Annotated in this window: 20 protein-coding genes and 2 pseudogenes; 8 read left to right on the top strand and 14 right to left on the bottom strand. The window is 58.0% G+C overall.

All coding sequences use genetic code 11. The features are described from left to right. Nucleotides 1–66: 66 nt before the first annotated feature. The 8 genes and pseudogenes from ACL2XN_RS03100 to ACL2XN_RS03065 all read right to left on the bottom strand — a co-directional run bounded on the left by ACL2XN_RS03100 (nt 67) and on the right by ACL2XN_RS03065 (nt 11508). Nucleotides 67–1032 (bottom strand): alpha/beta hydrolase, encoded by a 966-nt coding sequence (locus ACL2XN_RS03100; protein ID WP_413730265.1) that lies wholly within the window; start codon nt 1030–1032, stop codon nt 67–69. 91 nt (nt 1033–1123) lie between these two features. Next, on the bottom strand, nt 1124–2380 hold the full coding sequence (locus ACL2XN_RS03095) for an alpha/beta hydrolase-fold protein (RefSeq protein ID WP_413730264.1): 1257 nt from the start codon (nt 2378–2380) through the stop codon (nt 1124–1126). A gap of 299 nt (nt 2381–2679) precedes the next feature. Next, nucleotides 2680–6348, bottom strand: a complete 3669-nt coding sequence (gene iroC, locus ACL2XN_RS03090) for a salmochelin/enterobactin export ABC transporter IroC (RefSeq protein ID WP_413730262.1) — start codon at nt 6346–6348, stop codon at nt 2680–2682. Between the two features lie 164 nt (nt 6349–6512). Continuing rightward, nucleotides 6513–7628: a glycosyltransferase gene (locus ACL2XN_RS03085; protein ID WP_413730261.1), complete on the bottom strand. Its 1116-nt coding sequence runs from the start codon at nt 7626–7628 to the stop codon at nt 6513–6515. A gap of 376 nt (nt 7629–8004) precedes the next feature. Then, a pseudogene (locus ACL2XN_RS03080) lies at nt 8005–8130 on the bottom strand (IS630 family transposase); the annotation flags it as partial. Between the two features lie 64 nt (nt 8131–8194). Further along, nucleotides 8195–10516 (bottom strand): TonB-dependent siderophore receptor, encoded by a 2322-nt coding sequence (locus tag ACL2XN_RS03075; protein ID WP_413730259.1) that lies wholly within the window; start codon nt 10514–10516, stop codon nt 8195–8197. A gap of 395 nt (nt 10517–10911) precedes the next feature. Beyond that, complete coding sequence (locus ACL2XN_RS03070; protein WP_413730257.1) at nt 10912–11073, bottom strand: hypothetical protein; 162 nt, start codon at nt 11071–11073, stop codon at nt 10912–10914. A gap of 66 nt (nt 11074–11139) precedes the next feature. Next, nucleotides 11140–11508, bottom strand: coding sequence for a carbohydrate porin (locus tag ACL2XN_RS03065; protein WP_413730255.1), 369 nt, complete (start codon nt 11506–11508; stop codon nt 11140–11142). Here ACL2XN_RS03065 and ACL2XN_RS03060 point away from each other — a divergent pair. The 3 genes and pseudogenes from ACL2XN_RS03060 to ACL2XN_RS03050 all read left to right on the top strand — a co-directional run. Next, nucleotides 11458–12610: pseudogene (locus ACL2XN_RS03060) on the top strand (LLM class flavin-dependent oxidoreductase); the annotation flags it as partial. The gene ACL2XN_RS03065 and the pseudogene ACL2XN_RS03060 sit on opposite strands and share 51 nt — an antisense overlap. Nucleotides 12611–12663: 53 nt before the next feature. Continuing rightward, on the top strand, nt 12664–13869 hold the full coding sequence (locus ACL2XN_RS03055; RefSeq protein ID WP_413730254.1) for an aminotransferase class I/II-fold pyridoxal phosphate-dependent enzyme: 1206 nt from the start codon (nt 12664–12666) through the stop codon (nt 13867–13869). A gap of 796 nt (nt 13870–14665) precedes the next feature. Continuing rightward, nucleotides 14666–15319 carry a GntR family transcriptional regulator gene (locus tag ACL2XN_RS03050; RefSeq protein ID WP_413730253.1) on the top strand — a complete coding sequence of 218 codons (654 nt, stop codon included), beginning with the start codon at nt 14666–14668 and terminating at the stop codon, nt 15317–15319. On the opposite strand, the gene ACL2XN_RS03045 is transcribed toward ACL2XN_RS03050, so the two are convergent. After that, a complete protein-coding gene (locus ACL2XN_RS03045; RefSeq protein WP_413730252.1) occupies nt 15314–15460 on the bottom strand; it encodes a hypothetical protein in 147 nt (48 codons plus the stop codon). The two genes, ACL2XN_RS03050 and ACL2XN_RS03045, sit on opposite strands and share 6 nt — an antisense overlap. 162 nt (nt 15461–15622) lie before the next feature. Here ACL2XN_RS03045 and ACL2XN_RS03040 point away from each other — a divergent pair, with 162 nt between their 5' ends. The 5 genes from ACL2XN_RS03040 to ACL2XN_RS03020 all read left to right on the top strand — a co-directional run bounded on the left by ACL2XN_RS03040 (nt 15623) and on the right by ACL2XN_RS03020 (nt 20108). Further along, nucleotides 15623–16531: a transporter substrate-binding domain-containing protein gene (locus ACL2XN_RS03040; RefSeq protein ID WP_413730251.1), complete on the top strand. Its 909-nt coding sequence runs from the start codon at nt 15623–15625 to the stop codon at nt 16529–16531. 103 nt (nt 16532–16634) lie between these two features. Beyond that, on the top strand, nt 16635–17381 hold the full coding sequence (locus tag ACL2XN_RS03035; RefSeq protein ID WP_413730250.1) for an amino acid ABC transporter permease: 747 nt from the start codon (nt 16635–16637) through the stop codon (nt 17379–17381). A 3-nt stretch (nt 17382–17384) separates the two neighbouring features. Further along, entirely contained in the window at nt 17385–18077 is a 693-nt protein-coding gene (locus ACL2XN_RS03030; RefSeq protein ID WP_413730249.1) for an amino acid ABC transporter permease, read from the top strand. A gap of 134 nt (nt 18078–18211) precedes the next feature. Further along, complete coding sequence (locus tag ACL2XN_RS03025; protein WP_413730248.1) at nt 18212–19432, top strand: glycine hydroxymethyltransferase; 1221 nt, start codon at nt 18212–18214, stop codon at nt 19430–19432. 454 nt (nt 19433–19886) lie between these two features. After that, nucleotides 19887–20108, top strand: coding sequence for a helix-turn-helix domain-containing protein (locus ACL2XN_RS03020; protein WP_413730247.1), 222 nt, complete (start codon nt 19887–19889; stop codon nt 20106–20108). A gap of 23 nt (nt 20109–20131) precedes the next feature. Here the strand turns inward: ACL2XN_RS03020 and ACL2XN_RS03015 are convergent, their stop codons facing one another. Genes ACL2XN_RS03015 through ACL2XN_RS02995 form a run of 5 tightly spaced genes read right to left on the bottom strand, consistent with a single transcriptional unit; the run spans nt 20132 to nt 26674 of the window. Continuing rightward, nucleotides 20132–21574, bottom strand: coding sequence for an N-acyl-D-amino-acid deacylase family protein (locus ACL2XN_RS03015; RefSeq protein WP_413730246.1), 1443 nt, complete (start codon nt 21572–21574; stop codon nt 20132–20134). After that, a complete protein-coding gene (locus ACL2XN_RS03010; protein ID WP_413730245.1) occupies nt 21564–23219 on the bottom strand; it encodes an ABC transporter ATP-binding protein in 1656 nt (551 codons plus the stop codon). The genes ACL2XN_RS03015 and ACL2XN_RS03010 overlap by 11 nt, the downstream gene beginning before the upstream one ends. Further along, a complete protein-coding gene (locus ACL2XN_RS03005; protein WP_413730244.1) occupies nt 23216–24091 on the bottom strand; it encodes an ABC transporter permease in 876 nt (291 codons plus the stop codon). Before ACL2XN_RS03005 ends, ACL2XN_RS03010 begins: the two co-directional genes overlap by 4 nt. A gap of 10 nt (nt 24092–24101) precedes the next feature. Continuing rightward, complete coding sequence (locus tag ACL2XN_RS03000) at nt 24102–25043, bottom strand: ABC transporter permease (RefSeq protein ID WP_413730243.1); 942 nt, start codon at nt 25041–25043, stop codon at nt 24102–24104. A gap of 32 nt (nt 25044–25075) precedes the next feature. Next, the gene (locus ACL2XN_RS02995; protein ID WP_413730242.1) at nt 25076–26674 is read right to left on the bottom strand and encodes an ABC transporter substrate-binding protein; all 1599 of its coding nucleotides are present in this window, start codon (nt 26672–26674) and stop codon (nt 25076–25078) included. Nucleotides 26675–26771: the final 97 nt, after the last annotated feature.

Below are 26771 nucleotides of genomic sequence, written 5' to 3'. Positions count from 1 at the left end.
CCCACCGGGATTCGAAAAGTAAGCGATTCAGATAATCGCTTACCCCTAACCGAACATTACGCGCCTTTAATCAGAAAAGTGATGTACGTGACAGAATTTAGGACGGTCCTCCCTTAGAGCCCCTATATGTAACAAAGCGCTTTGAAAAGAGACGTTAAACATTTCGCCATGAGTGAGTCCGGGATACGGCCAGTATGCCGCTGGCAGCCCATTCGCACGAAGGCTGGCCAGCGTTCTGCGGACTTTGCCCAGGGCATCCCCGACCTCACCTTGTACAATTTTTCCAGGAGCGTCAGCACCTTCCATAAGATATAGCTGCTTGTCATGGAAATTTCGTTTATTTATAGACTCCAGCCTTCTCAGCAGTGCGAAATCATCTCTTTCCAGAGACGGACTGGCGGCGTAATAAAATTTAAAAAAGGATGATGATAAATAAGATTCCATAACAAATAATCCTCCATAGGAATGCCCCCAAATCCCTCGTTTATCGGGGTTTATTTTAATATTTTTTTCTACTGCAAGAGAAATTCTGTCTTCAAGCAGTTGACGAAACATCGCGCTGCCGCCGCCTTTCCGGCCATAACGTTCAGAATCACCGTGTTCCTTACTATTCTGTTTGCCCGGTGGCGTATAATCATACGCCCGCGCGTTCGGTTCGAAGGGGAATTCTGTCTGATATCCAATGGCTACAATTACAGGCGGTGTTTTTTCTGAAAGCTTCCTCAGAAGGGTGTCCGACAACCTGTCCATGACGGCGTTTCCATCAAGCAGATAAAGGATGGGAAAACCTGATGTCGGGGGAGATTTGTCTGGGATGCCCGTCCATATCTTGTAATGTCTTTTCCCGTCCGCGGAGTCGAATCTCCTTACACTGAAATGATAAAAAGAGGATCCCCGGTCGGCAATATTCGACCCCAGTGGTTTCATATCCGGTTTGCCATAACTGTTCCCGGCATACAGGAGTATTATGAAAAACACGGCTGAAAACATCGTCATGCATTGATGACTATTTCGATATTTTCGGCCATTCATTTATGTCTTCTCCGTATTTGCCTATTGATAACTGCATCTGAACACCTTTTAAAGAAATATGCCTGAAAAGGTGTCCGGTTTTAGTCGACTGTTACAGTACGGTGAGTCCGTCGATAAGGGCTCCACGCCACCATGCAAAATCGTGGCCGCCGGTATAGATTGAAAGATCGCTATCTACGCCTGCCGCGAGCAGCCGTTGGTGCAATTGTTGGACATGAGGCACCATCGCGCCTTCCAAAGCGCCCACGCATAGCCGGATCCGCACCTCCTTCGGCGGCGTGGCCAGCACGTGTTCGCTCACCCAGGACGTATCATTCTCGGTGAACATGACGGGACGCCGGTTCCCATCCGGGGTCCACCACAGGGAGGGTGAGTGGCAAAGTACGCAGCCGAATATGCCAGGTGCATGCAAAGCTGCCATGAGTGCGGTAACGCCGCCAAGACTTTGCCCGGACAGTACAGTCTTTGAACGGCCAGCCCATGTTCTATCAGGATATTCCGCACGTACCTGAGGCACCAAGCGCTCGGCAATGTCGAATACGAGCCCGCTATAGCCACCCAGGATCGCACAGCGGTCGGTTTCATCAAGGTTGTCGATTCCTAGCACGGCCAAGGGGCCGATACGGCCATTATTGATGGCGACGTCGATGGCCCCAAGGATTCCTATGTGGTCGAACCAGGTCTCGGCGTCGAGCAATACCAGTAATCCTAAAGGCTCTGACCTGGGGACGTCGGGAAGATAGAGGCGCACGCGGCGCTTGTGGCCAGCGATAAATGGATACAACGTGGCGAGCACGCCGCGATGGGCGCGGGGTACTCCAGCCCACTCTCTTTCAGCCCACTCTCTTTGCTCTGGAGCCAGATCCAGGGCCAGGATAGACTCCTGTGCGTCCCCTCGTACGTTGATGCCAGGCGCCTTGTTAAACGGGTCGGGTCGACCGACAAATGGCGGTCGGCGGCCACCAAGCTGCGAGATAAGTTCGGGTGAGGTTCCCTTTGGAATTTCGATGATCGTGTATGATCCGCGGTACGTGGCCGGCAACCGTAGAGTCAGCATCCAGATGTCGCTAGACGCTACGTGGGTCATTAGCCCTTTGACGACATTGCTTTTGTCGGTCACACGGTTCAAGCGGACATAAACACCCTGCAGCGGCGTTCCCGAGCGCCATAGAAAGGTGACATCGCGGTCATCACTTTTATCGTTAACCTCAGTGACTAGAGGAATATCGACAGATTCAACGTCTCGCCAGAACGACGTGATGTCCGGCGGTGTGCGTGTTGCCAGCGGTGTGCGTATGCGTGCTGCGGCACCGACATCATCGGGCGATAAGGGCGGTATATTCCTCATTTTTGGCATTCCATGAAATATAAAGGTGGTGGGTAGTGTAGCGACCAATAAAAATTGGCCATTACATTAGACTGTTCATGGAACAGACGCGCTGATTCATTTGATGTTAGGCCGCCATTATACCCGTGGGATCTGATGGCACTGCACAAATCCTGTGATATAGCGAATTATGGCAGACTTGACCCCGGTGAGCTTTGGCAGCCGGTCGTCGGCACCATTCCGTCATAAGACTCCTGAAAAACCGTTGCATCGGATTGTTAGCCCAGCAGTTCCCCCGCCGATTTATGCTCTGCGTCATCCTATAGCGCCACAGCGGAGGAAACGGCGGCACCGGCGCTATCATGCCACAGTCGCGCGTAGAGGCCATCCAACGCAAGCAGCTCCGCATGCGTACCGTACTCGGCGATACTGCCGCCCTCCAGCACGGCGATCGCATCGCATCGACAGGCGGTGGTGAGTCGATGGGCAACCACCAGTACCGTTCGGCTATAAGCACGAGCGCCATCGGACAGAGACGTCATCAACGTCTCCTCTGAAGAACGATCCAGGCGGGAAGTGGCCTCGTCGAGCAGCAGGACATGCGCATCGGCAAGCTGCGCACGGGCCAACGCAATGAGCTGGCGCTGCCCAGCCGATAAATCCATCCCGCCGTTGTTCACCGGCGTCCGAAACCCTCGCGGCAAGGCACGCATCGTATCGAGCAGCCCAACCTGCAACGCCGCGCTTTCCACCTCCGCATCCATGCTCCATGGACGCGAATAGCGGATGTTCTCAGCGATATCGCCGCTGAACAACGCCACATCCTGCTCTACTAAGCCCACTTGGGAACGATAGTCGGCAAGTGACATCTCCTCGACGGCACGTCCCCCGATGCGAATCTTGCCGCTCGAGGGGGAATAGAGCCCGGCGATCAGCTTGACCAGGGTAGATTTTCCGGCACCGCTGCGACCCACCACCGCCACTACCGAACCCTCCGGTATGGACAGGCTTAGCCTATCCAGCGCAGGCTCGCTGCCGCCGGGATAACAAAATGTTACGTCTTCAAGCCGAAGCTCTCCCTTCATGGCAACTACCGCAGACGGATCCGAAGGTTCCATTTCCTCCGCTCCCTCGGTGGCCAGCAGTGCGTCAATATGCTTCCCGCTGGCGGAAGCTTGCTGGTAGGCATCGACAATGCCGGACAATTGTTGCACCGGCCCGTAGAACTGCCCCAGTAACAAGAAGAATCCCGCCAGCACGCCTGCGGTCAATTCACCTTCGGCGACGCGGGATGCACCCACCAACAGCACGGCGGCGTAAGATGCCTCGGTACAGAAGGTAAGGAATGGAAAGTAGACGGCAAGATATTTCTGAGCACGCACGCGGGTGGCGCGGAAGCGGTCCGACAGCGCACGCAGCTTGGTAGCCTCCAGATCCTGCTGCCCATGCGATTGCACCACGCGAAGCCCTGACACTTTCTCTTGCAGGGTGCTATTGACTTTGCCGATCTCTATGCGCGCCTGGGCATAGGCGGGTGAACTCAAACGGCGGTAAATCCATGTGGCCAGTATGACCACCGGGACACCGCCTAGCGCAACCAGGGCCAGGACCGGGTCGAGCCAGAACATGGCTATCGCAATGGCTACCATGGTGACCAGGCTGGTCGCGGCGCCGGCGAGACCGTTTTGCAGAAACCGTGCTAGTGCATCCACGTCTACCGTCATTCGGGTGAGCCGGGTATCGACGTTCTGCTCATGGTAAGGTAGGCCTAGCCGCAACAAATGCCCGAAGCTTCTTAACCGAACCGTGTGCTGCACGGTTTCCGCCGCGCGCGCCGAGACCACTGTCTGCAATGAATAGCAACACCAACTGATGGCAACCAGGCACAGGGCGAGCGCCGCACACATTCCGATCATGGCCAGGTTGCCCGCAGCTACGCCCGTGTCGATACCACGCTGCAAGAGCACGAGCACGCCGACGCTCGCTGCCGAGTCAACCGCGATCAGCATGGCCGCGGCCACAAACATCCACGCCACGGGGACTAACAGCGACGCCACCCGCCGCCCCTCACCTGCCTGTGCCAACCGCACCGCCCGTTCGGGCACGCGACTCATGCGTTCACGGAAACCTTCGCCAGCCATGGCCGTGGTGTCTTCATCGCCCTCACCACCAGGGGCCCCCAGAGAGGAGATTGGCTCGGGCCAGAGTATCGCGGTCGAAACGGGGGGTTTCTCCAGGAAATCGCCTGCGCTTGACATGAGGGAAACGAATGCCGGACAGCGCGCCTCAAGCTCAGCCTGCGTGCCGATATCGGCAACGCGCCCTTGCTCTAGTACCACAATCCTGCTGGCCAACTGCAACGTCGAACGCCGACGTGCTATAACCAGAAGCATGTGCCCATGGTCGGAATATCGGCCAAGCGCGGCGTTGATCTCTGCCTCGGTACCGGCATCAACTGCTGAAGTGGTGTCGTCCAGGATCAGTACACTTGGCGCTGTAAGCAACGCACGTGCGAGCGCAATACGCTGTCTTTGCCCACCGGAGAGGTTTGTCGCGCGCTCGGTAAGCCGGGTCTTGAACCCCTTCGGTAGCGCTAAAATGAAGGCAGTGGCTCCGGCCGCGTCAGCTGCATGGCTAATGTCCTCTTCCGTGGCATCCGGATGGCCATAGGCGATATTCTCGGCGACGGTGCCGGCAAAAAGAAAGGTATCTTCGAACACCACGCCAACCGCGCGACGCAGCTCTTCCAGTCTGAGATCGGCAATATTCTGCCTACCCCGCTCAGTGTTGAGCCACAGGTGCCCGGCGGTCGTATCGTAGAACCGTGCGAGCAGCATCAACAAGGTCGATTTACCCGAGCCAGACGCCCCCACTACCGCGATAGTCTCTCCCGCACTGATAGAAAACGACACGTCGCGCAGTACGCCAGCGCCGCCGCCGTAGTTGAATCCGACACCCTCCAATGCCAATCCAACAACTTTTCCGGCAACGGACTGAGACCCATCTTGCATTTGCGGCCGGGTGTCGATGAGGGAGAAAACGCGCTCGACCGAAGCCTGGGTACGCTGAGCAATCACCAGGAACGAGGCAAACACCCGGGTAGGGCCGGTCAGCATGGCGAGGAAACTGGCAAAAGCCACGAACGTTCCCAGGTCGATCCGTCCGGCCATCACGGACCAGCCGCCGAAACACAGCAACACGATTTGACCAAGCACCGGGAGTGCCAGCATGGTGGCGCCCGGCATGGCCTGGGCGATCGCCGAACCAATACGCACGCGTACCATATGCCGCGACTGGCGGTCCAGCCATTGCATCTCACGCAACTCCCCCACACAAGACTTGACGATGGAGATCTGCGTGAGAACCTCGCGCATGTGCTCTGTCAGATGAGCGAGCCTGTCCGAAGCCAGGCCCGTCTGCGCAAAAACACGACGGCGCGCGCGCAGCGCCGTCACGGCTAAACCGGCCAGCACGGCGACGACGATAAGCGTCATGGTCGGCGACATCCACAACATCACCGCGAGACCCGCAACGTAATAGGTAAGGACGGCCAGAGGCACAGGACACATCTGCAACAGAGTATGCATCTGCTGAAGATCGCTATTGGTGCGCGAAATAACCTGCCCCGTACGCAGGGCGTCTTGACCGGCCCCATCAAGTTTTTGGATACTGTCGAAAGCCCTTCCCCGCAAAGTGTGCTGAACCCACAACGAAAGTTCCCCGGCATAGCCGCGGCGCACATAGTTGCCGACGAAATCGAACAGCGCAATGAACAGCAGTCCAGCGGCGAGCCATGGCAACCCTGTGGGATCGCCAGCCAGTGCATCGTTAACCGCCTGGCGGGTAAGTAAAGGCGTCAACGCGGCCAGGATAATAGTCGTCACCGAGGCAAGTACCACAATGATGCTTAACGTCTTACGTTCCCAGCACACGCTGGCAAGGCGAACTATCCAGGAGCCAGCCGGCATTGGAGAATGGGCGGTGAGCATCAAGCCTCCTTCATCTGCGATAGAAGAGATCCATGGGTGCAATGGGCAAACCGCACCCAGACAGATCCAGTTAAAAATTGCGTCAGCGCACGCCCCGTGGGAATCCTTTGCGGGTAAAGGCAGCACCATCACAATGGCGTAACATAATCGTAGGACGGCTCTAGTCAGCCATGCTTCAGTTTTGCAACAAGGCTGTCAGCAACTTCGCATGGGCTAGCTTGCGTAGCCATTTCGGCAGCGACCTGTGCTGAAGCTGCACGCAGTGAGGTATTACTCAGGAATGTATTGATCAAATCGCTGGTCAATCCATCCTCGCCGGGGATGATCCCGCATCCCCGCTCCACGACAGCCTTGGCATTGACAGGACGATCCGCCCCTTGGCCAAACACGATCTGCGGTATCCCTGCGTGTAAAGCCGTAAGGGTGTTACCCGCCCCCCCATGATGAATAAATCCATCGGCGCCGTTGAGAAACACGCCCAGCGGAATCCAGTCGACAAGCCGTACGTTTGGCGGCAGCTTGCGCAAATCAGAACGCGCATTAGCTGATAGCTGTAAGATGATGTCGGCATCCACTTCGTCGGCCGAGTCCATAACCCACGAAATCAGATCCAGCCCATCGACCATGGGCTTGACGGTGCCAAGACTGACCAACAAACGTTTCCGGTCTGGCGCCCTCTCCCACCATTCCTCCCAGACTGCCCCTCCGTTGTAGGGTACATACTGCATTGAAATGATGGGTTCACCTTCATTCTGCAGAATACTCATACTCGGCGGCGTGACATCGATCCATGCCAGATCGCGCGGCGGCGCATCGACACCATGGCGGGCGTAGGCATCGGCCAACGATCGCGTCACCCCTTTTATATGCCATGGGGTGTGGCCGAATCCGACGGTTTGCATGACCACGGGGATACCATACTTAGCCGCAATTAATGGCCCTACGACGCCCAGCGGCGGATACACGATCAGGTCGGGCCGCCATTGCCCTGCGAATTCAACCAAGCGGTCGGCCATCTCTTCACTAAAGAAAGAGAAGTTCCCCATTCTGGTGCCTATGTTGCTCTTCTTCCTCATATCCTCCCGACGCCGATAGTCGGCCTCCGAATCGAATCCGGGCGCGGCATCGAACGCCACCAGGCCGGCCTCAGCCGCCTTTTGCGCAAATTTTCCCGTGCTCGCGATCACAACTTCATGCCCATTCACACGAAAAGCCTGAGCAAGAGAGAACACTGGATACAACAGGCCATACAAAGGTGGACCAACAAAGAGAATACGCATGAGAAAATCCCTCTCCGCTTGACGAACTGAAATCTGGAAGTTAACGCAAACACCCAGCCCGCTGAAGCGGCTCTGTTTTTCCAGTCAAGCCACCAATCAGCTAATCGAAGCTGAGATCCCTTTGAATTCCTATGGGGCGCTTAATCGGCGACCCAACAACGTAACTATTGCTTTTCCACCGTCAGATGCCCCAATAGGGCATCAGTCAGATAAAATCATAATTTGCAAATACTAATGATAATAATTACCAATATCATTAGTATTTGCAAGTATTATCTGACCCATCAGTGAAGCTGGGAAAGCGTGTAAGGACGGTAGCACGCCTACGGCGTGAGCGTGTCTGCTTCGCGGACCCGACAGCACGACCCCTGCTTTATGTTGAGCGCACGCAGCAAAGTGTTCTGCCAACGTCACTGACGCGGTCGCCAGAGTGCAATATCAGCATGACAGTGAATTTGCGGGCATGGTTTTTGTCCCGGATTTTATGGATAGTTTTCTGCATCGGGCCGCGAGAGGGATTGCCCTACCCGCAGCCCTCATACGTCAGTATGTGTTATTGGTTGGCATCAGAAATGCAAACCTAGTTGCATATAGTAGGTTCGACCCGATTCGTTGTACGTCCGCGCGCCTGCGCCATAGGCATAGGTACCGGAATTCCCGGAGGTAGTCGAGTTGCCCTCCCGGAAGTGTCGTTTGTCCAGGAGGTTATCAATCCCTCCGGTCAAATCCACGGATTTGTTAATGTTATACGTCGCGCTCATACCAAACAGAGCGTAAGGGGACACCTGCCAGGTTTCGCTGCCGGTGGTGGTTTCTCCTTTGGCGTTATATTTCTTGGGTTTTTGCTTGCCATACCATGTCATCGTACCCTGCACGGACAGGTCGTTCCTGGCCTGCCAGTCCAGCGTCGAATTAATCGTGTATTTCGGGATGATAGTCAGGTAATCACCGGTGGTTTTGTTTTTATTTTCGATGATATAAGTGAAGTTGTTCTTCATCATCACCGTTTCACTCAGCGGGAAGTTAAGCGTACCTTCCAGGCCCTGGACTACCGCTTTAGGGACATTCTCCCACTTGTAGATGTCTGATGTACTGTTGGAGTATTCCGCTGCTTCGCCCGCCTCAATCTTGTCGCGGTAGTCATTGCGATACCAGGTCAGACCAGCCTGCACATTATCGTGATGATATTCAATCCCGACCTCTTTATTGACGCTGGTTTCGGCCTCCAGATCCTTATTCCCCTGCAGATAGCAGCTGCCGGCGCTGGCATAGCATCCATTGCCGCTGCTGTATAACAGGTAGTTAGGGTTGGTCTGATACAGGTTCGGCGCTTTCCAGGCCCGGGCAATACCCATCTTCAAAGTGAAATCATCGCCCAGTTCCTGAGACAGATTTAATGCCGGGCTGAGGTTGCTGCCGGTGATGGTCTGATGATTAAACCTCAGCCCCGGTGTCAGACGGGTGGAGTCGGTTAGATCAATATTGTCCTCGGTATAAAGGCCGTAAATATCCGCCGAGCTGTAGGCACTACGGCCGGAGCTGGACACACCGCTTACCGCGCCGCCGGATGTTGTGGTCAGCGTATTCGAGGTGGGATCTTTCATCGTCTGATGATTCATCTCCGCACCAAAGGTGACGGTCTGGTTAACCCACATCTCGAAAGGGATATTAATATCGGAATGCAGGTTGGTATCGTTCAGATAGATGGTGGAGAACCCTTGATCCGCGCTGCTGAACATACCTTCAACGCCACCAGACAGCCCTTCCTTCAGGCGGGAATTACGTGTTTTTTCAAACTGAATGTAGTTACTGGTAGTTATCCCGTTATCCCAGGCACCGGTGTATTTCAGACTCAGATCCTGACGATAGATGATGTTTGTCTCTTTGCCGTAATACTTTTTCACCAGCGTGCTGGTGTTGGTGTTTTGGGTATCCCCCGCATAGAGATTACCCTGACGGCTGAAACCGGCATCCAGCTCCAGCGCCTGCATCGGCATAAATTCCCAGCGCAGGGCGGTATTAATATTTTTATTAATGACACCCTCACGGCCAGCCGGCACCATACCGGCATATCTCCCGGTACGTTCAGCCTCATGACCGCTGTTGATGTCCTGTGCATCTGCCTGGGTTTTGCTCCAGTTTCCATAGAGGCGCATGGTCAGGTTATCAGCCAGCTCCCCGCTCAGGTTGGCGTTATAGCGTTTGGTAGCACCTTCAGATTTGTGCTCTGGTACGCTGAAATAGCTATTGAAACTGCCGTGCCACTCACGGGCTGCCGGTTTGGTAATGATATTCACCACCCCTCCCATGGCGGCATTGCCGTACATGGCCGCAGCCGGGCCGCGAATGACCTCGATACGCTCAATCATCTCGGCGGGCACCCAGTTGCTGTCACCACGGGTATCACGTTCGCCACGCCAGCCATAACGTACGGAATTGCGGCTGCTCACCGGCATGCCGTCAACCAGGATCAGGGTATTTTCCGGCCCCATACCGCGGATATCGATCTGGCGGTTGTTGCCGCGCTGGCCACTGCTGGAGTTGCCGGTCAGATTCACACCCGGCATGGTGCGGATAATTTCGGAAACATCACGCTGAATGGGGTGTTTTTTGATGGCCTCGCTGTTAATTATCGACACACCAGGCGCCTGCAGGTTTTGCTTCGCCGCGGTCACTACGATGGTATCGCCCGCCGTTGCCGCGGCGCTGTCGTTATCGGCAAGCGCTGACGCACCGTCGCTTGCCTTGGCGTCGCCCACCGTCGCGGGGGATGATGCCGGCGCGGTGGTAGTACTGTCGGCCGCGGGCGCGGCCAAAGGAAATGCCAATGTCCCCAGGCCCAGACTGATTAGGGTCGCTAGGGAGTAACCTGATAATGTAGTATTCATAAGTTCCCTGAACTGCAGCCGATCTTGAGACTGCCCAAGCGAAATCCGGCAGTATGAACGGCCTGATATGTTATAAAATTGATAAAATAAGCAGTTTTTTCAGTAACTGCCCGGCAGCGAAAATGTAATGTTAAATCACTGTTAACATTACGTTATCCCATCGTTCAGTCACTCCCTTGACAAATAAAACGACCCTTGATGGAACTTTTACACATTATTGCAAATGGAAATAATTATCAATGGCATTTAGATTGTGTTTCGCATTTAAAATTTCACATTCAGGATTTAAACGAGGAATCAAGCCCAGCGGTAACTATCTACGAAGTTGACAGTTACCGGGCTTACGATGCTAGTTGCCTTAAATACTAAGTCTTATTCCGCGCGCGCTAAAAGAATCAATATCCAGTTTTATCTGCCGCAACCGCTACGCTGCTGGTCGCTGCGCCGACCTCATGGATACCGTCATCCCTCTTACCGGTCACATCAAGAATGGCAATGAAAACATAGCGTTCCTCGTAAGCTTTTAGAAAACCACTGCGGTTTATGTACCAAGACATTTAATGATCTTTACCATCATTAGCGGTGCGGCCATCAATACCGCACCTTATCCCGATATCCTATGGTTACCACCAGACTTCAGCTTGGGCACCAACGGTAAATTGATCGCTCTTACTGTCGGCAAACTCAAACTGACTAATGCCATTCCCCAGCACTTTCAGGTAGGCGCCGTAACAACGAATTTCCGAACGTGAGGTGCGCATACTGGTACCCAATTTAAAAGTCTGGAGCAGCGTGGTTTTATATCCTTTCTCGTGATATTCCACGCCACCAGTTTTATTTTTCTGATCAAACCAGCCTAATCCAATGCCTGTCTGGTGAGTGTCGCTCCAGATATAAGCGGGACGGATAACTATGCGGACATGGTCAAAATTGGTAAAGACGCCAAATTTGACCTTTTTTTTGTCGGCGACGCGCTGGCCACCAGCGTACACCGCCTGCCGTCCACTATGGCGCGGCTCGAGCCGCTCACGCTGTTGGCCACCCTGGCGGTCTCCACCCGTCATATCGGCCTGGCGGCCACCGCCTCCCCCACCTTCAGCGATCCCTTTACGCTGGCCCGCGCGTTTTCATCCCTGGATCATATCAGCCGGGGCCGGGTCGCCTGGAACGTGGTGACCTCGTATTCTACCAATGTGGCACGCAACTTCAGCCGGGAGGATATGCCCGACCACGCGGCGCGCTATGCCCGGGCGCGCGAATTCCTCGAGGTAGCATTTAAGCTGTGGAACGGCTGGCGGGATGGGCGGTGGTGGCCGATCGGACCAGCGGCCGCTATTTCGACGACGACAAGATCCAGCCGATCAACCATCACGGCGAACATTTTTCGGTGCAGGGACCGCTGAACATTTCCCGCTCCCCCAGGGGCGGCCGGTGATTATTGAAGCCGGGTCCTCGGCCGATGGCCAGACGCTGGCGGCGCAGACTGCCGAGGTAGTGTTCACCGCCAGCGCCTCCCTGGAGGAAGGACGGGCGTTTTATCGCAGCCAGAAACAGGCGGTGGCGGCCGCCGGACGCGATCCCAAAGCAGTGCTGATCTTGCCGGGGGTGATGCCGATCGTCGGCCGCAGCCGTGAGGAGGCCCGGGAAACCTGGCGTCAGCTTAACGCGCTGGTGGATATCGACAACGGGCTTGACCAGCTCTCCGCCCGCTTTGGTCTGGATCTGCGCGCCTACCCGCTGGACGGGCCGGTACCGCCGGTGCCGGACGGCGAGGGAAATCAAAGTCGCATCAAACTGTTGACCGATCTGGCGGCGCGCGATGGCTTGACCCTGCGCGAGCTGGCGGCGGTGGCCGCCGGATCCCGTGGACACCGGGTGGTGGTAGGCAGCGCTGACGATATCGCCGATGACTTCCAGCAGTGGCTGGAGGCAGGCGCGGCGGACGGCTTTAACGTGATGCCCGCGATTATGCCGGAACAGCTGGATCTGTTTATCGAGCTGGTGACCCCAGAGCTCCAGCGCCGAGGGTTATTCCGCACCTCATACCCTTTCGCCACGCTGCGCGAGAACCTGGGGCTACCGGCGGCGAGCTGAGCACGCCCGCCCCAGACCTCCCGCGCCTGAAGAACGTTTTTAGAGGAACCGCAATGAGTATTCGACTATCGCGACGTGTCCAGCGTGTGACGCTCTCCGCCAACGCCGCCGCCAAGCAACGCACCAATGAATTAAAAAGCGCCGGGGTGGATATTCTTGACCTGACCACCGGCGAACCGGATTTCGACACCCCCGAAGCCGTCAAGCAGGCGGCCTACCGGGCCATCGCCCAGGGTGAAACGAAATACACCGCCACCCCCGGCGTGCGCGCGCTGCGGGAAGCCGTGGTGCGCAAGCTGTCGCGGGAAAACCGGCTGGCCTATCCCCTGGCGGAAGTGGTTATCGCCAACGGCGCCAAACAGATCATTTTCAACGCATTCGCCGCTACCCTGGATGACGGGGATGACGTGCTGGTGCCGACGCCGTACTGGCCCACCTTCCCCGACAGCGTGCGTTTTAACGGAGGCGAGCCGCGTTTCCTGCCCTGCCCTTTGGAGCAGGGCTATAAGCTGCTGCCGGCGCAGCTGGAACAGGCCATCGGGCCGCGTACCCGCTGGCTGGTCCTTAATACCCCAGGCAATCCCAGCGGCGCGGTCTATGCCCGCCAGGAGCTGGAAAAACTGGCGGCGGTGCTGCGTCGCCACCCCCAGGTACTGGTGATGCTGGATGAACTGTACGAACATATCCTGTTCGACGGCCGCCAGCATATCGGGCTGCTGAACGTCGCGCCGGATTTGCGAGACCGCGCGCTGCTGGTGGGCGGCGTGTCGAAAACCTATGCCATGACCGGCTGGCGCATCGGCTACGGCGCCGGTCCGGCCACGTTGACGCAGGCCATGGTGGTCACCCAGTTGCAGATCTCCTCGGGCGCCAGCTCGGTGAGCCAGGCGGCGGCCCTGGCGGCGTTTGAAGGCGGCCTGGATTTCCTGCCGCCCCAGGTGGCCAGCTATCAGCGGCGCCGTGATACGCTGGTGGAACATCTTAGCGCTGTGGACGGGCTGGAGCTACTCCCTCCCCAGGGCAGTTTTTTTGTATTCTGCCGCTGCGCGGGACTGCTGGGGCAACGGCGGCCGGACGGCCGCCGGCTGGAAAACGAGGTGGATGTGCTCGATTACCTGCTGGAACGCGGCGTATCGGGCATCGGCGGCAGCGCTTATGGCTTGTCGCCCTATTTCCGCCTTTCCATCGCCACCGATGATGCCACCGTGGCCGAAGCGGGCCGGCGTATCGCCGCCGCTTGCGCCTTGTTAATGAAATGACTGCTCGCCCTGCCGGCAATCCAAGTTAGATCGCGCCCTGGCGGGTGCTGCCGTCGACCCCATGGGGATACCGGGGGCCAGGGCGACGTAGCGGTAAATAAGATGGTGGATCACGCGGATATTCGCGGGTTGGATACCGCATTACAGAGATCCGTCATCTGATCCCGCCACTTACTTACGACGCGAACTAGCGTTGCGCTGCCGTCGTGAAGCGTCGCCATGGGTTGCTCTTGTTCCGGGCTACGCCGCCTTCAGGAAACGCTCTTCGATAATGCTGGTTCTCTGGTTTCTTGTTCTCTTATGCCATCCGTGTGTCGTGCGGTTCCCGCGTGAGCGACATCGCCAGCCGGCCAATATCCCAGATAAAACCGGCCAGCTCCCGGGCGACGGCCACAATGGGAATATTTGCATTCTTCCCTTTTGCCACGAGCCTGCGTCATCTGGATCCAAAAGGGCGAACAGGATATCGGGCGCAAGCTCGACGGGATTTTCCGCCGCTGGCACCGCGACAGCTTGGCCGCCCTGGCGGATAAACGCGGTTGGTCGTACCTAGCGCCGGCGCTCGACAAGATGTGCCGGGAGACATTAAACGAGCAGTTATCCTGGGGGGCCATCCCAAGCTCAGGCTTTTTTGCCGCGCCACGTCATCCGCCGGCAGTCCAGCCCGGGTTATCCTCGGCTTATAGCAAAAACCGCTGTGCATTATGTTATCGTTATAGATGTTAGCTTTATAGCGGGCGGCCTTAACCGCCCGTCCCGTCGTCTACTTTGCATAGGGTGTATTATGATCGCAGGCATGCCAATCTCACGCCGAACGCTCCACAGTGAGATAGCCGATTTCATTCGTGACATGATCGTCCGGGGAGAGCTGGAGCCGGGCAGCAGGATCCCCGAAAAAGATCTGTGCGCACGTTTTGATATATCCAGAACACCCCTGCGCGAAGCGCTGAAGGTTCTGGCTACCGAAGGCATGATCATCTTGCTCCCGCAGCGCGGCGCCCGCGTGGCGGCGTTGACTAATGAAGAGCTGTACGAAATCTTCCCGATAATCGCCAGTCTTGAGGGCCTGGCCAGCGAGTTGGCTTGCCAGCATATCACCCGCGACGAATTAGCCGCTATCGAACAACTCCACGCGCAGATGCTGCTGGCTTACCAGCGGCAAGACAAACTCGACTATGCCCGCCTGAATCGGGAAATTCACCTTGCCCTGTTCAGCGCGGCCAGAAACCAGTCGCTGCTGGCACTCTATAAAACCCTTGAGCTGCGCATCAGGAATATCCGCCATACCGTGCGCCAGTTGCCGAAAGACTGGCAGCGGGCGGTGAACGAGCATGAGGAAATCATGGCCTGCCTGCGCGTAAAAAACGCCGCGAAACTGGCAAAGACCATGCGCAAGCATATCATGAGCACCGCCAACGCCGTCAAAAATGCCATGGATGCCAAGCTATAATATCCTGTCGGCCATGGCGCCGGGACCGTTATAGCGTCCGCTATCAGGCGCGTCCCGCGGCGTCGCCAGCTCCCTGACGTCATAGGTTTTTCTTATCAGTAATCTGGTTTTTACCTCCTGTGAAATGAATTCATTATTCATTATTTATTTTTATTGACCCCTCGCTCCAGCCGATCAATTCTTGCACGGTTCCCGGTCGCGCACCCAGGGTTTGCTTTCCCAGGGCGGCGGCGATCCCGAGCTCGCCGGCCGTCGGCGTTGATGCGTTCAGGCAACAGTTAATCACCTTTCCACGGAGCTACAATGAACAGACATTTTTTGGTTAACTTTTTTTGCCTTCTGGCCCTGGCGGGCACCGCCGCCAGCGCCGCGGAACTTGATGGAACGCTTAAAAAAATCGCCGACAGCGGCCAGATCACCGTGGGCCACCGTGATGGCGCGGTCCCATTTTCCTACTACGACGATAATCAGCGGCCGATCGGTTATGCGATGGATATCTGCAACGCGGTAGTGGCGGCAGTCAAAGCCCGCGTCCATAAACCAGAACTGGCGGTGAATACCCTGCCGGTCACCGGCACTACGCGTATTCCGCTACTGGCTAACGGCACCATCGATATGGAATGCGGCACCACCACCAATAACGCGGAACGACAAAAACAGGTGGCTTTTTCGACCACCTATTTTGTCGCAGCCGTGCGCATCATGTCCAAAAAGAGCGCACCGGTTGCCTCAATGGCGGAGCTTAAGGGTAAAACCATCGTCACCCTGTCCGGTACCACCAGCGTCAAAATCGTCAATGACGCCAATAATTCCCAGCATCTGGGCATGACCATCCTGACGGCCAAGGACCTGGCGGAGGGCATGCTGACCCTGGAGACCGGACGGGCGGCCGCGCTGATTTTTGATGATGTCTCACTGGCCGGCGCGCGGGCCACGTCCAAGTCGCCTGACGCGTTCCAGATCTCCGATCGGCCGCTATCCGTCGAGCCTTACGGCATTATGCTGCGCAGGAATGACGAACAGTTTAAGCAGTTGGTCAACGACACCATCGCCGGCCTGTACCAAAGCGGGGCCATTAACGGCATCTATAACAAGTGGTTTACCCAACCCATCCCGCCGCGGGGCATCAATATGCAATTCCCGATGTCCGCCCAGTTGCAAAAGGCGATTGCCCATCCAACGGATGACGCCAATCCCGAGGTCTATCGCTAATGCCGGCGCAAGTAACCCTGGCGGATGATCATCCCGGGCGCGTTGGTCGGCATGGCGCGCAGCCTCGACCGCAGGTCTTGGCTGCGGCAGGACAAGTGGCAAAATGAACTATAACTGGAACTGGGCCGTCTTTTTCGATACCGCATCCGACGGCGCCCATACCTGGTGGCAGACGCTGGTCATCGGCCTCGGCTGGACGGTGGCCACCGCCGCCTGCGCCTTTTTTATCGCGCTGGTCCTGGGGGCGCTTGCCGGCGTGGCGCGCAATACGCCGAACCGGTGGTTAAATAGCTGCGGCAGCGCATTTGTCGAGGTATTCCGCAATATTCCCCTGCTGATGCAAATGTTCCTTTGGTATTTCGTCTTTCCGGAAATGCTGCCGGCGGCGCTCGGCGACCAGTTGAAGCAATTACCGAACGCGCAGTTTTATACAGCGGCGCTCTGTTTGGGATGCTATCACGGTGCCCGTATGGCGGAAGTGGTCAGGGCCGGCCTGGAAAGCCTGTCCAAAGGCCAGCGCATGGCGGGACAGGCGTTGGGGCTGACCCTGGCGCAAACCTATGCTTATGTGCTGCTGCCGGTGGCAATGCGCATGGTGACCCCGGCGGTAACGTCCGAATTGTTAAGCTGCACCAAAAACACCTCGGTGGCGCTGGCGATAGGGCTGATTGAATTGACCGGCGGCGCCCGCGCCATGCAGGAAAACACCTTCCAGGTGTTTGAAGCCTTCAGCGGCGCGACCCTGCTCTATCTGCTGCTCAACCTGGCGGTGGTTTTTTTCATGCGCGGCGTGGAGAAAAAAGCCGCGCTACCCGGATTTGCAACCGGCGTCGGCCGGGAAAAGGGCTGATTGATGCTGACGGGATTTGACTATCACACTATTATCCGCACCCTGCCGTATCTGTTTATGACCGGGATGAGCTTTACCCTGCGCCTGACGCTGTGCGCAACCCTTGCCGGTCTGGTGTTCGGCACCTTGCTGGCGCTGATGAGGCTGTCCGGCATGCGTTTTTTGTCTATTCTGGCGACCTGTTATGTCAACCTGATGCGCTCGCTGCCGCTGGTTTTGGTGATCTTCTGGTTCTATTTTCTGGTGCCCTATCTCCTGCAATCGGTCACCGGCGCCGCCTCGCCGGTGCGGGTGGACCCGTTCTGGTCATCGGTGATTACCTTCAGCCTGTTCGAAGCCAGCTATTTTTGTGAGATTGTCCGCTCGGGCATACAGTCGCTGCCCAGCGGGCAGTCTTCCGCCTCGCAGGCGCTGGGTATGACCGGCCGGCAGACCATGCTGTACGTGATCCTGCCGCAGGCCATGCGCAATATGCTGCCGCTGTTCCTGACCCAGACCATTATTTTATTCCAGGACACCTCGCTGGTCTATGTACTGTCGATTACTGATTTCCTGGGCGCCGCGGCCAAGATTGCCCAGCGCGACGGACGCCTGCTGGAGATGTATCTGTTTGCCGCGGCGGTCTATTTCCTGATGTCGTTTGCCGCCTCGTACTCGGTGCGGATGCTGCAAAAACGGGTGGCCATTATTCGCTAGAACTGATGCGTCTCGGGTTTATCTGCCGTAGCCTGAGCTGCGCCCAGGCCAACCGGAGATCAATGGCAACCTTTTATCCGGCCGATCGCGCGGTTAGCATGCGCGCTATTTTCTCCTTATACCATGGTGCTTACATGTCCCCATTACCAACTGTTTCGGTTCCGTCCGCTGCGGGAAACAACGCAGCGCTGTTAGCCCTTGCAGGCCAGCGCCTCAATGTTCTGCAACATGAGCGCGTGGTGCTCTATGCCGGCGCAAACCTGCCCAGTCCCGAGGCAATGGCGGCTTATTCCCCGGGATTAAGCGCCTATCCGGCCATGGGACCCAGTTTTGATAAGGAGCAGCCCGATACCGGCCTGGTCTCCGCGCTTGAAGTGGCCGTTGCCGATCAGATTAGCCGGCTGTTCGGTTCACTCTGGGCGGACACGCGCCTGCCGAACTGCACTACCGCCAACCTCGCCGTTTTCCACGCGTTCGCCAGACCGGGCGATCTGTTGCTGGCTCCCGCAGCCGCCCATGGCGGGCATTTAAGCCAGCGCAAAGGCGGAACGCCCGAATTGGCGGGCCTTAACGTTGAGGATCTGCCCTACGATGAACATCACCTTTGTCTTGACCCGGCGGCGGCGGCGGCGATGATCCTGCGCCGAAAACCACGTCTGGTGATGCTGGGACGCTCGGTCATGCTTAAGGCGGACGATATAACGCCGGTGATAAACAGCGCGCAGCGGGTCGGCGCCAAAACCATTTTTGACGCGTCCCATGTACTGGGGCTGATCGCCGGCGGGATGTTTCCCAATCCCCTGTCGCTGGGGGTGGATATCATGACCAGTTCGACGTATAAGACGCTGCCGGGCCGACCGCACAGTATTATTGCCGGCGGCAATTTGGCCGATCGGGCTTTGTTGGCCAGCGTCATCGAAAATCGCATGATCGCCAACGGCGATGCCGGCTGTTTACCGTCCCTGCTGGTGACTCTGGAGCAGGCAAAACAGAACGGCGCGAACTACGCGCGCCGCATTTGCCGCAATACCGCCGCCATGGCCGCGGCGCTCAGGGCGGCAGGCGTCGTGGTGATGGCGGCGCAGCCCCATGAAACCGCGACCCATCAGTTGCTGATCCCCATGAGCCCGGCGCTGTCGGCCAAACAGACCCTTGCCGCGCTTGAACAGCAGGGGATACTGGTGGGCACCTGCGCCGATCCGGCCGCCGCCGGTCATTTCGCCCTGCGCGTCGGCACCCAGTTCATGACCACCCTGGAGCTTGATGAGACCGGGTTTGCCCGCATCGCGCAACGCCTGGCCGCGCTGTTGGAACGGACAGCCGATAATCGTATGCGGATACGAGCCGGGAGGTAACTCGCTTTACGCTCGACATCAGGCCATACGGCCAGTGGCGCAATGCATCCCAATGCCGCTGGCCGGTTTTCCCCCACGGCTGCAGGCTAGCGTGGGAGACCGCAGCTTCGGCCATTATCTGCGGAGCAGCCAAACGCCGACCTCTCGTGGCCTGGGAACCTTTATTTCCTTATTTGGGGCAAACGTCCTATCAGTATCACTGAAACTGTTGATCTGTTCAGTTGGCACAGGCTGTCGAGAGGAAAATATTTCCTGAAGTGGCGATGCACCTGCAGCAAAAACCGATCGCGATTATGTATTTTGCCATTGGCATGAAAATGATTTTAATAATGCGGTTTGGATAATTCCCGCCGCGAGATGACCAGACGTACGTTACCGTCAAGTAGAAAATGTACTCGATTCACTGCAAGCATCCAGATCAAATATTGAAAAGAAATTTATTACCGAATTGGGCATGACAATCCACAAAGTGATCCAGGAAGAGCGGTTGAGGAAAGCCAAGGAACTTCTCACCACCACCGCAATCCCGATTAGCGAAATCTGCAAATTATGCAGTTATAATACCATCCAATATTTTTATTTTATTTTTAATCAACAAACGGGAATGACTCCCTCGAAATACCGTAACAGCCGGTCTTATCAAAACCAAGGTAAAGATGCCGATTTGATTTATTGACAAGTTTCGTTCAACTATGGCCGCTATGCATTATCCGGCTGACGTTTCAACAACCGCCCCCGCCGTTCTTGTACCTGCCCGTCCTCGTAACCCGCCACGCCATTGACTACCACCAGATCGATCCCGGGCGCTTGCCGGCATGGGTCACCGTAGGTGGCGACGTCCTGGATCCGCTCCATGTCCACCAGGGTTATATCGGCGAACGCCCCTTCGCGCACCACGCCGCGATCCCGCAGGCGAAAGCGCGCGGCCGGCAGCCCCGTCATCTTGCGCACCGCCTCGGCCACATCGAACAGCCGCAGATCGCGGCAATAGTGTGCCAGCACCCTGGGAAAGGTGCCCCAGAGGCGCGGATGAGGATTAGGGTCGTTCGGCAAGCCGTCGGAACCAATCATTGACAGCGGATGCGCCAGGATCTTGCGCACGTCGTCTTCGCTCATCATGCTGTAGATCGCCCCGGCCGGGCGCAGGCGTTCTGTGGCTTGCCATTGGTCGACACCCCACAACGCGGCAATCTCTGCAAGCCGCTGCCTGGCCATTTCCGGGTGCGGCTCCGACCAGGTGATATAGATCTCCATCTGTCCGTCGACGCGCCAGGCGTCAAGCGTGGTGGAGCTGGCCGCATACGGATAGCAATCGCAGTTGCAGGGCTGCTGGCCGGCGGCTTTTTCCAGCGCGGCCAGGGCCTGCGGCGCACGGCCCCAGTTGCCCGCGCCGGCGCACTTGAGGTGTGATATCACCAAGTCCGCCCCGGCATTACGGGCGGTGCTGAACGACTCTTGCAGCGAGTCCAGCAAACCGTCGTGTTCATTACGCATATGCGTGGTGTACAGCGCGCCGTAAGCGCCGACAATGTCTACCAGGCGCTGCATTTCCGCCGCCGGCGCCTGTTTGGCGTTGGTGTAGGCCAGACCGGAGCTGAGGCCGATGGCGCCATCGTCGAGGGCGCCTTTCAGCGCCGCGCACATGTGTTCCAATTCGCACTCCGTCGCCGGTCGATCGAATTGCTCCATGACGTTGGCCCGCAGCGCGGTGTGGCCGATCAGCGCCGCCACGTTGACGCTCGGGCCGGCGCGCTCAACCGCGTTGGCATAATCCCCGAAGGTCGGGTAAACAAATACCTCCTGCGCGCCCAGCAGGTTCATCGGGTCCGGCGGCGCGCCGGGCAAGGTCACCGGCGAGCCGCTGATGCCGCAGTTGCCGACGATCACCGTGGTAACGCCCTGGGAGATTTTGGCAAGCATGTCCGGACTGCGGATAACCTGGATGTCGTCGTGGGTATGCACGTCGATAAAACCCGGCATCAGGCAGCGCCCGGCACCGTCAATCACCCGTCGCGCAGTCTGTCCGGCAAGATTGCCGATAACGGCTATCCGATCGCTACGGGTCGCGACGTCGGCGATATACGGATCGGCGCCGGTGCCATCAACCACGGTGACCGCACGGAACAATAAATCAAACGCCATGTGAGATCCTCCGGCCCGCGGCGAAATCCCAGCCCTTGCCGGGAACCGCGTCCATCAATTGTTGAGTATAGGGATGCCGCGGGCGGGTCAGAACATCGCAGGCCGGTCCGTACTCGATAACCTTGCCGTGTTGCATCACCAGCACGTCGTCGCATAACTGCGCCGCCACGCGCAAATCGTGGGTGATAAACAAAATGGCGACGCCCATACGGTGTTGAATATCGCCAAGCAATTGCAGCACCTGCGCCTGAACCGAAACATCCAGAGCGGACACCGCCTCGTCGGCGACGATCACGTCCGGCTCCATCGCCAGCGCGCGGGCGATGGCGATGCGTTGCCGCTGTCCGCCGGAAAACTGATGTGGATAACGGTCGATGGCGTCGGCGGGCAGCCCAACCAGTTCAAGCAACTGCTGGCCGTTCGCCCAGGCCTGGGCGAACGACACGCCGTGATTCATCGGTCCTTCCACCAGGCTCTTGCCAATGTTCATACGCGGATTGAGCGAACGATTGGGGTCCTGGAAGATCATCTGTATCCTTTTGCGGTGAGGTTTGAGTCCGGCGGTCGAGAGTTCGGAAATATCATTGCCGGTAACCCGGACCGCACCGCTGGTAGGCGTCAGCAAACGCATCACGCAACGCGCCATCGTCGACTTGCCGGAACCGCTTTCGCCGACGATCCCAAGCGTCCGGCCGCGCTTAAGGGTGAAGGTCACATCGTCCAGCGCGCGCGTACCCTCGCGCCGATTACCGAACCAGCTTAGCGCCGTGCCGGCGGCCGGATAGATTTTGCCCAGTTCAATGACGTCAAGCACCACCTGCGTCCTGTGCAGCTCACCGCGCGCGGGCCGCGGCACCAAGCCTGGGACCGCCGCCAGCAGGGCTTTGGTGTAATCCTCGCGCGGTTGCGACAGTACCTGCTCTACCGTGCCGGATTCCACGATACGTCCCTGGCGCATGACGCAGACGCGGTCGGCGATATCCACCACCACCCCCATATCGTGGGTGATAAACAGCACCGCGGTACCGTGTTTTTGCTGCAGCTCGCGGATCAGTTTAAGAATCTGTTGTTGGGTCGTCACGTCCAGCGCGGTGGTCGGCTCATCGGCGATCAGCAGGCGCGGCTCGAGCACCAGCGCCATCGCTATCATGATGCGTTGGCGCTGGCCGCCGCTGAGTTGATGCGGATAAGCATCATAAACCCGTTCGATATCCGGCAGATGCACCTGCGCCAGCGCGCTGATAACCTGCGTACGGCGCTGCGAGGCGCTTAAATCAGTATGGGTCTGCAGCACTTCGTCGATCTGGCGTCCCACCGTAAGCACCGGGTTGAGCGCGGTCATGGGCTCCTGGAAAATCATCGCCATGCGGCTGCCGCGCAGCGCCTTAAGCCGCCGGTTGCCGACCCGCAGGACATCTTCGCCGTCCAGCAGCACTTGCCCGCCCATCACCCTGAGCGCGCCTTGGGGCAGCAGACCCAGGGTGGCCAGCGACGTTACCGACTTGCCCGAACCGCTTTCACCCACCAGGCACAGCGTCTCCCCGGCACGGATACCGAATGAGATATCCTGCAGCACAGGAATGCCCTGCGCGGTATCAACACACAAATGCTCTACCCGCAGGGTGTCGTTTTGCCGTTCACTCATGCGCCGCCCCTTTTGTTCATGCGTGGGTCGAGGGCATCGCTCACCGTGTCGCCCAACAAGTTGATCGATAAAATACACAGCGACAGCGCCAGGCCCGCCCACAGCACCAGCGAAGGCTTGAGCTGGAAGTACAGGCGGCCTTCGGAAATAATGTTCCCCCAGGTCGGCGTCTCGGTGCCGATGCCGGCGCCGAGAAACGACAGGATCGCTTCGGTCAGGATCGCCGACGCGCATATATAGGTGCCCTGCACAATCAGCGGCGCCAGAGTGCCGGGCATCAGGTGCCGGATCAGGATCCTGAAGGCCGGCGTGCCCATCAGCACCGCGGCCTCCACATACGGCTCCTCACGGATCGACAGCACCCGCGAGCGCACCAGGCGCACCACCTGCGGGATCTCCGGCACCATGATGGCTATCATCACCGTCCATATGCCGGCGCTGCTTAGCGAGACGATAGCAATGGCCAGCAGGATGCCGGGGATCGCCATCAGACCGTCCATCACCCGCATCAGCACGGCGTCCAGGCGCCGGAAATAACCGGCCAGCAGACCCAGCGGCAAGCCAATCAGCACGCTCAGCACGGTCACGCCCAGTCCCACCATCAGCGAGATGCGCGCGCCATAGACAATACGCGAAAACAGATCGCGGCCATAAGCATCGGTACCGAGCCAGAATTCGGCGCCGGCTGGCCTGAGCCGAAGCGCCGGAGATAGGGCAATGGGATCGTGATTGGCAATCCAGGGCGCGAACACCGCCATGGATACAATCAGCATCAGGCAGATCAATGCGATAATCGATGTCAGCGGCAGACGCGGCAGTGTTAACCAACGATACCGGGGGGCCGGCAAGGTCAGGAGATCCGGTTTACTCATGGCAATGCCCTCAGTAGCGAATGCGCGGATCGCTGAGCGCGTACGACAAGTCGATCAGCAAATTGATGATGACATATACCCCGCTGGTCAACAGGATCATGCCCTGAATAACCGGATAGTCCCGGGCCAGCACGGCGTCGACAATCAAGCGCCCCAGACCCGGGATGTTGAATACGCTTTCGGTGACCACCACCCCGGAAATCATCAGCGCGAAACCGGCGCCAATCACCGTCAGGATCGGGATGGAGGCATTGCGCAGCGCATGCCTAAACAGCACGTGGATTTCGGCCAGGCCCTTGGCGCGGGCGGTACGGATGTAGTCTTCGCCCAACACTTCAAGCACGCTGGCCCGCGTCATCCGCGCCACCAGCGCGATGTAGACCGACGATAAGGTCAATGCCGGTAATACAATACGCTGGGCAAACGGCCAGACTCCCCCGGTGATGCTGCGAAAACCCTGTACCGGCAACCACTTCAGTTCGATGCCGAATACGGTAATCAGCACATAACCTATGACGAACACCGGTATCGAGAATCCCAGTACCGACGTCGACATCACCAGATTGTCTATCCAGCTACCGTGTTTCCAGGCCGCCAGTACCCCCAGCGGTACCGAGATAAGGATAGTGAAGGCAATCGCCGTCAGCGCCAGGCTCAGGGTCGGCTCCAGGCGCTGGCCGATCATGCCCAGTACCGGCGTGTGGGCCATCAGGGAGGTGCTGAAATCTCCCTGCAGCAGTTGCCAGACCCAGACGAAAAACTGCCGGTACAGCGGCTCGTTCAGGCCCAGGCTTTCGCGGATGGCCGCCAGTTGCTGCGGAGTTGCCATATCGCCGGCAATAATCGCCGCCGGATCGCCCGGCGACAGCCGCAGCAGCAGGAAGACAAACAGCGCCACCACCAGCATCACCGGGATAGCCGCCAGTACGCGGCGAATGAAGTAACCCATCATCGAAGCCTCCGAAGGCAATAATTATCCGCTAATCAGTCGCTTTTCTCGACGTTCCAGAACACGGTGGACGGCCCGGTCATCAAGTGGCTGATATGGCTGTTCCAGGCCGCCACGTCGTAATACTGACCCAGCGGGATATAGCTGACCTGGTCCATCGCACGCCTTTGGATTTCGACCGCAATCTCTTTCTGCTTGGCGGGATCGGTGGCGGTGGCGAAATTCACCCGCAGTTCATTCATCTGCGGGTCGGTCGGCCAGCCGAACCAGGCTCCCTGCCGGCCACCGCCATCGAGCATGGGGTTGACCACCGGGTTCCAGATGGTTTCCGCGTTCCAATAGGTAAAGAACAGATTCCAGCCGCCCTGCGCCGGCGGGTTCTGGTTGGCGCGGCGCGATACCAGGGTCTGCCAGTCCATCGGTTGCAGCTCTACGTTGAACCCCGCATTGCGCAGGGCCTGAGCCGCCACTACCGGTTGTGGCGCCTGGCTCGGGACGTCGGTCGGCTGCATGATAACCACCGGCGTGCCGTCATAGCCGGCTTTTTTCAACAGCGCCCTGGCGGCGTTCAGGTCGCCGCCGCGGGTCAGCGACTCGCCGCCCGCCTGACTGTCCAGCGCCGTGCCGCAGCCGAAGACCGACGCGCACAGTCTGAAGTACTTCGGGTTGCCAACCAATGCATCAAGTACATCCTTCTGGTTCATCGCCAGCAGCGCGGCGCGGCGAATGTCGGGATTGTTGAACGGAGGATAAAGGAAGTTCATCCGCCCGCCGGTCATCAATCCCAGTTTGCTCAGGACGCCGGACTTGAGATGATCGTCGGCCTGGATCATCGGCAACAGGTCAATGGGCACCTGCTCGATAAAGTCGATGTCACCGGAAGACAGTGCGTTGATCGCGGTCATGCGGTCGGGCATATTGATCCATTCGACGCGATCAACCTTAACCACCTTGCCGCCGGCAGTGCCGCTGGCAGGCTCCTTGCGCGCAATGTATTCTTTGAATTTTTCGTAGACCACCCGGTTGCCGGGGTCGAATTCGCCGGCGACGAATTTATAGGGGCCGGAACCGGTATAGTCGGTGATAGTCTTGCCGTCAGGCGTATCGGCGACCCGCTCCGGCATCATGAATGCCGCCACCGATGAAGGCTTGGCCAGCAGTTGCAGGACGTAGCCGAAGGGTTTGGCCAGCGTCAGGGTAATGGTTTTGTCGTTGGTGGCGGTGATACCCGCGGTGTACTTCATCATCAGTTGACCGCCGACATCGAACCGTGCCCAGCGCTTGAGGGAAGCGACGCAATCGGCGGCGGTCACCGGTTTGCCGTCATGCCACAGCAGGCCGTCGCGCAGGGTAAAGGTGTAGGTCAGGCCGTCGGGCGAGACGCTCCAGTCGGCCATTTGCGGCTTGGGCACAAAGTTTTCGTCCATGCCAATCAGGGTATCGTAAATCATGAAGCCATGGTTGCGGGTGATCTGCGCGGTGGTTGCGATAGGATCCAAAACACGCAGGGATGACGACATTACCGCGTGCAGGGTTTTCTCCGCGCCCAGGGCGTACGGCGTGTTCATGGCGGCAATCAGGCCGATAGGCAGCAACAGGCGGGTAACCAGGGAACGGGACGGACGTACTTTCATTCTCAATACTCCTCAAAAATGGCAACGTTCGGTGTCGGCGCTCTTGCCCTGCGGCGCGACGTAGTTAGACCAGACCGGGCACTTTGGCGCGCCCGGC

This window comes from Sodalis sp. RH22 (genome assembly GCF_047324165.1).
Classification (GTDB): domain Bacteria; phylum Pseudomonadota; class Gammaproteobacteria; order Enterobacterales; family Enterobacteriaceae; genus Acerihabitans.
The sequence above is the reverse complement of the archived record's forward strand: the minus strand, read 5'-3'. Positions and strand labels throughout refer to the sequence as shown.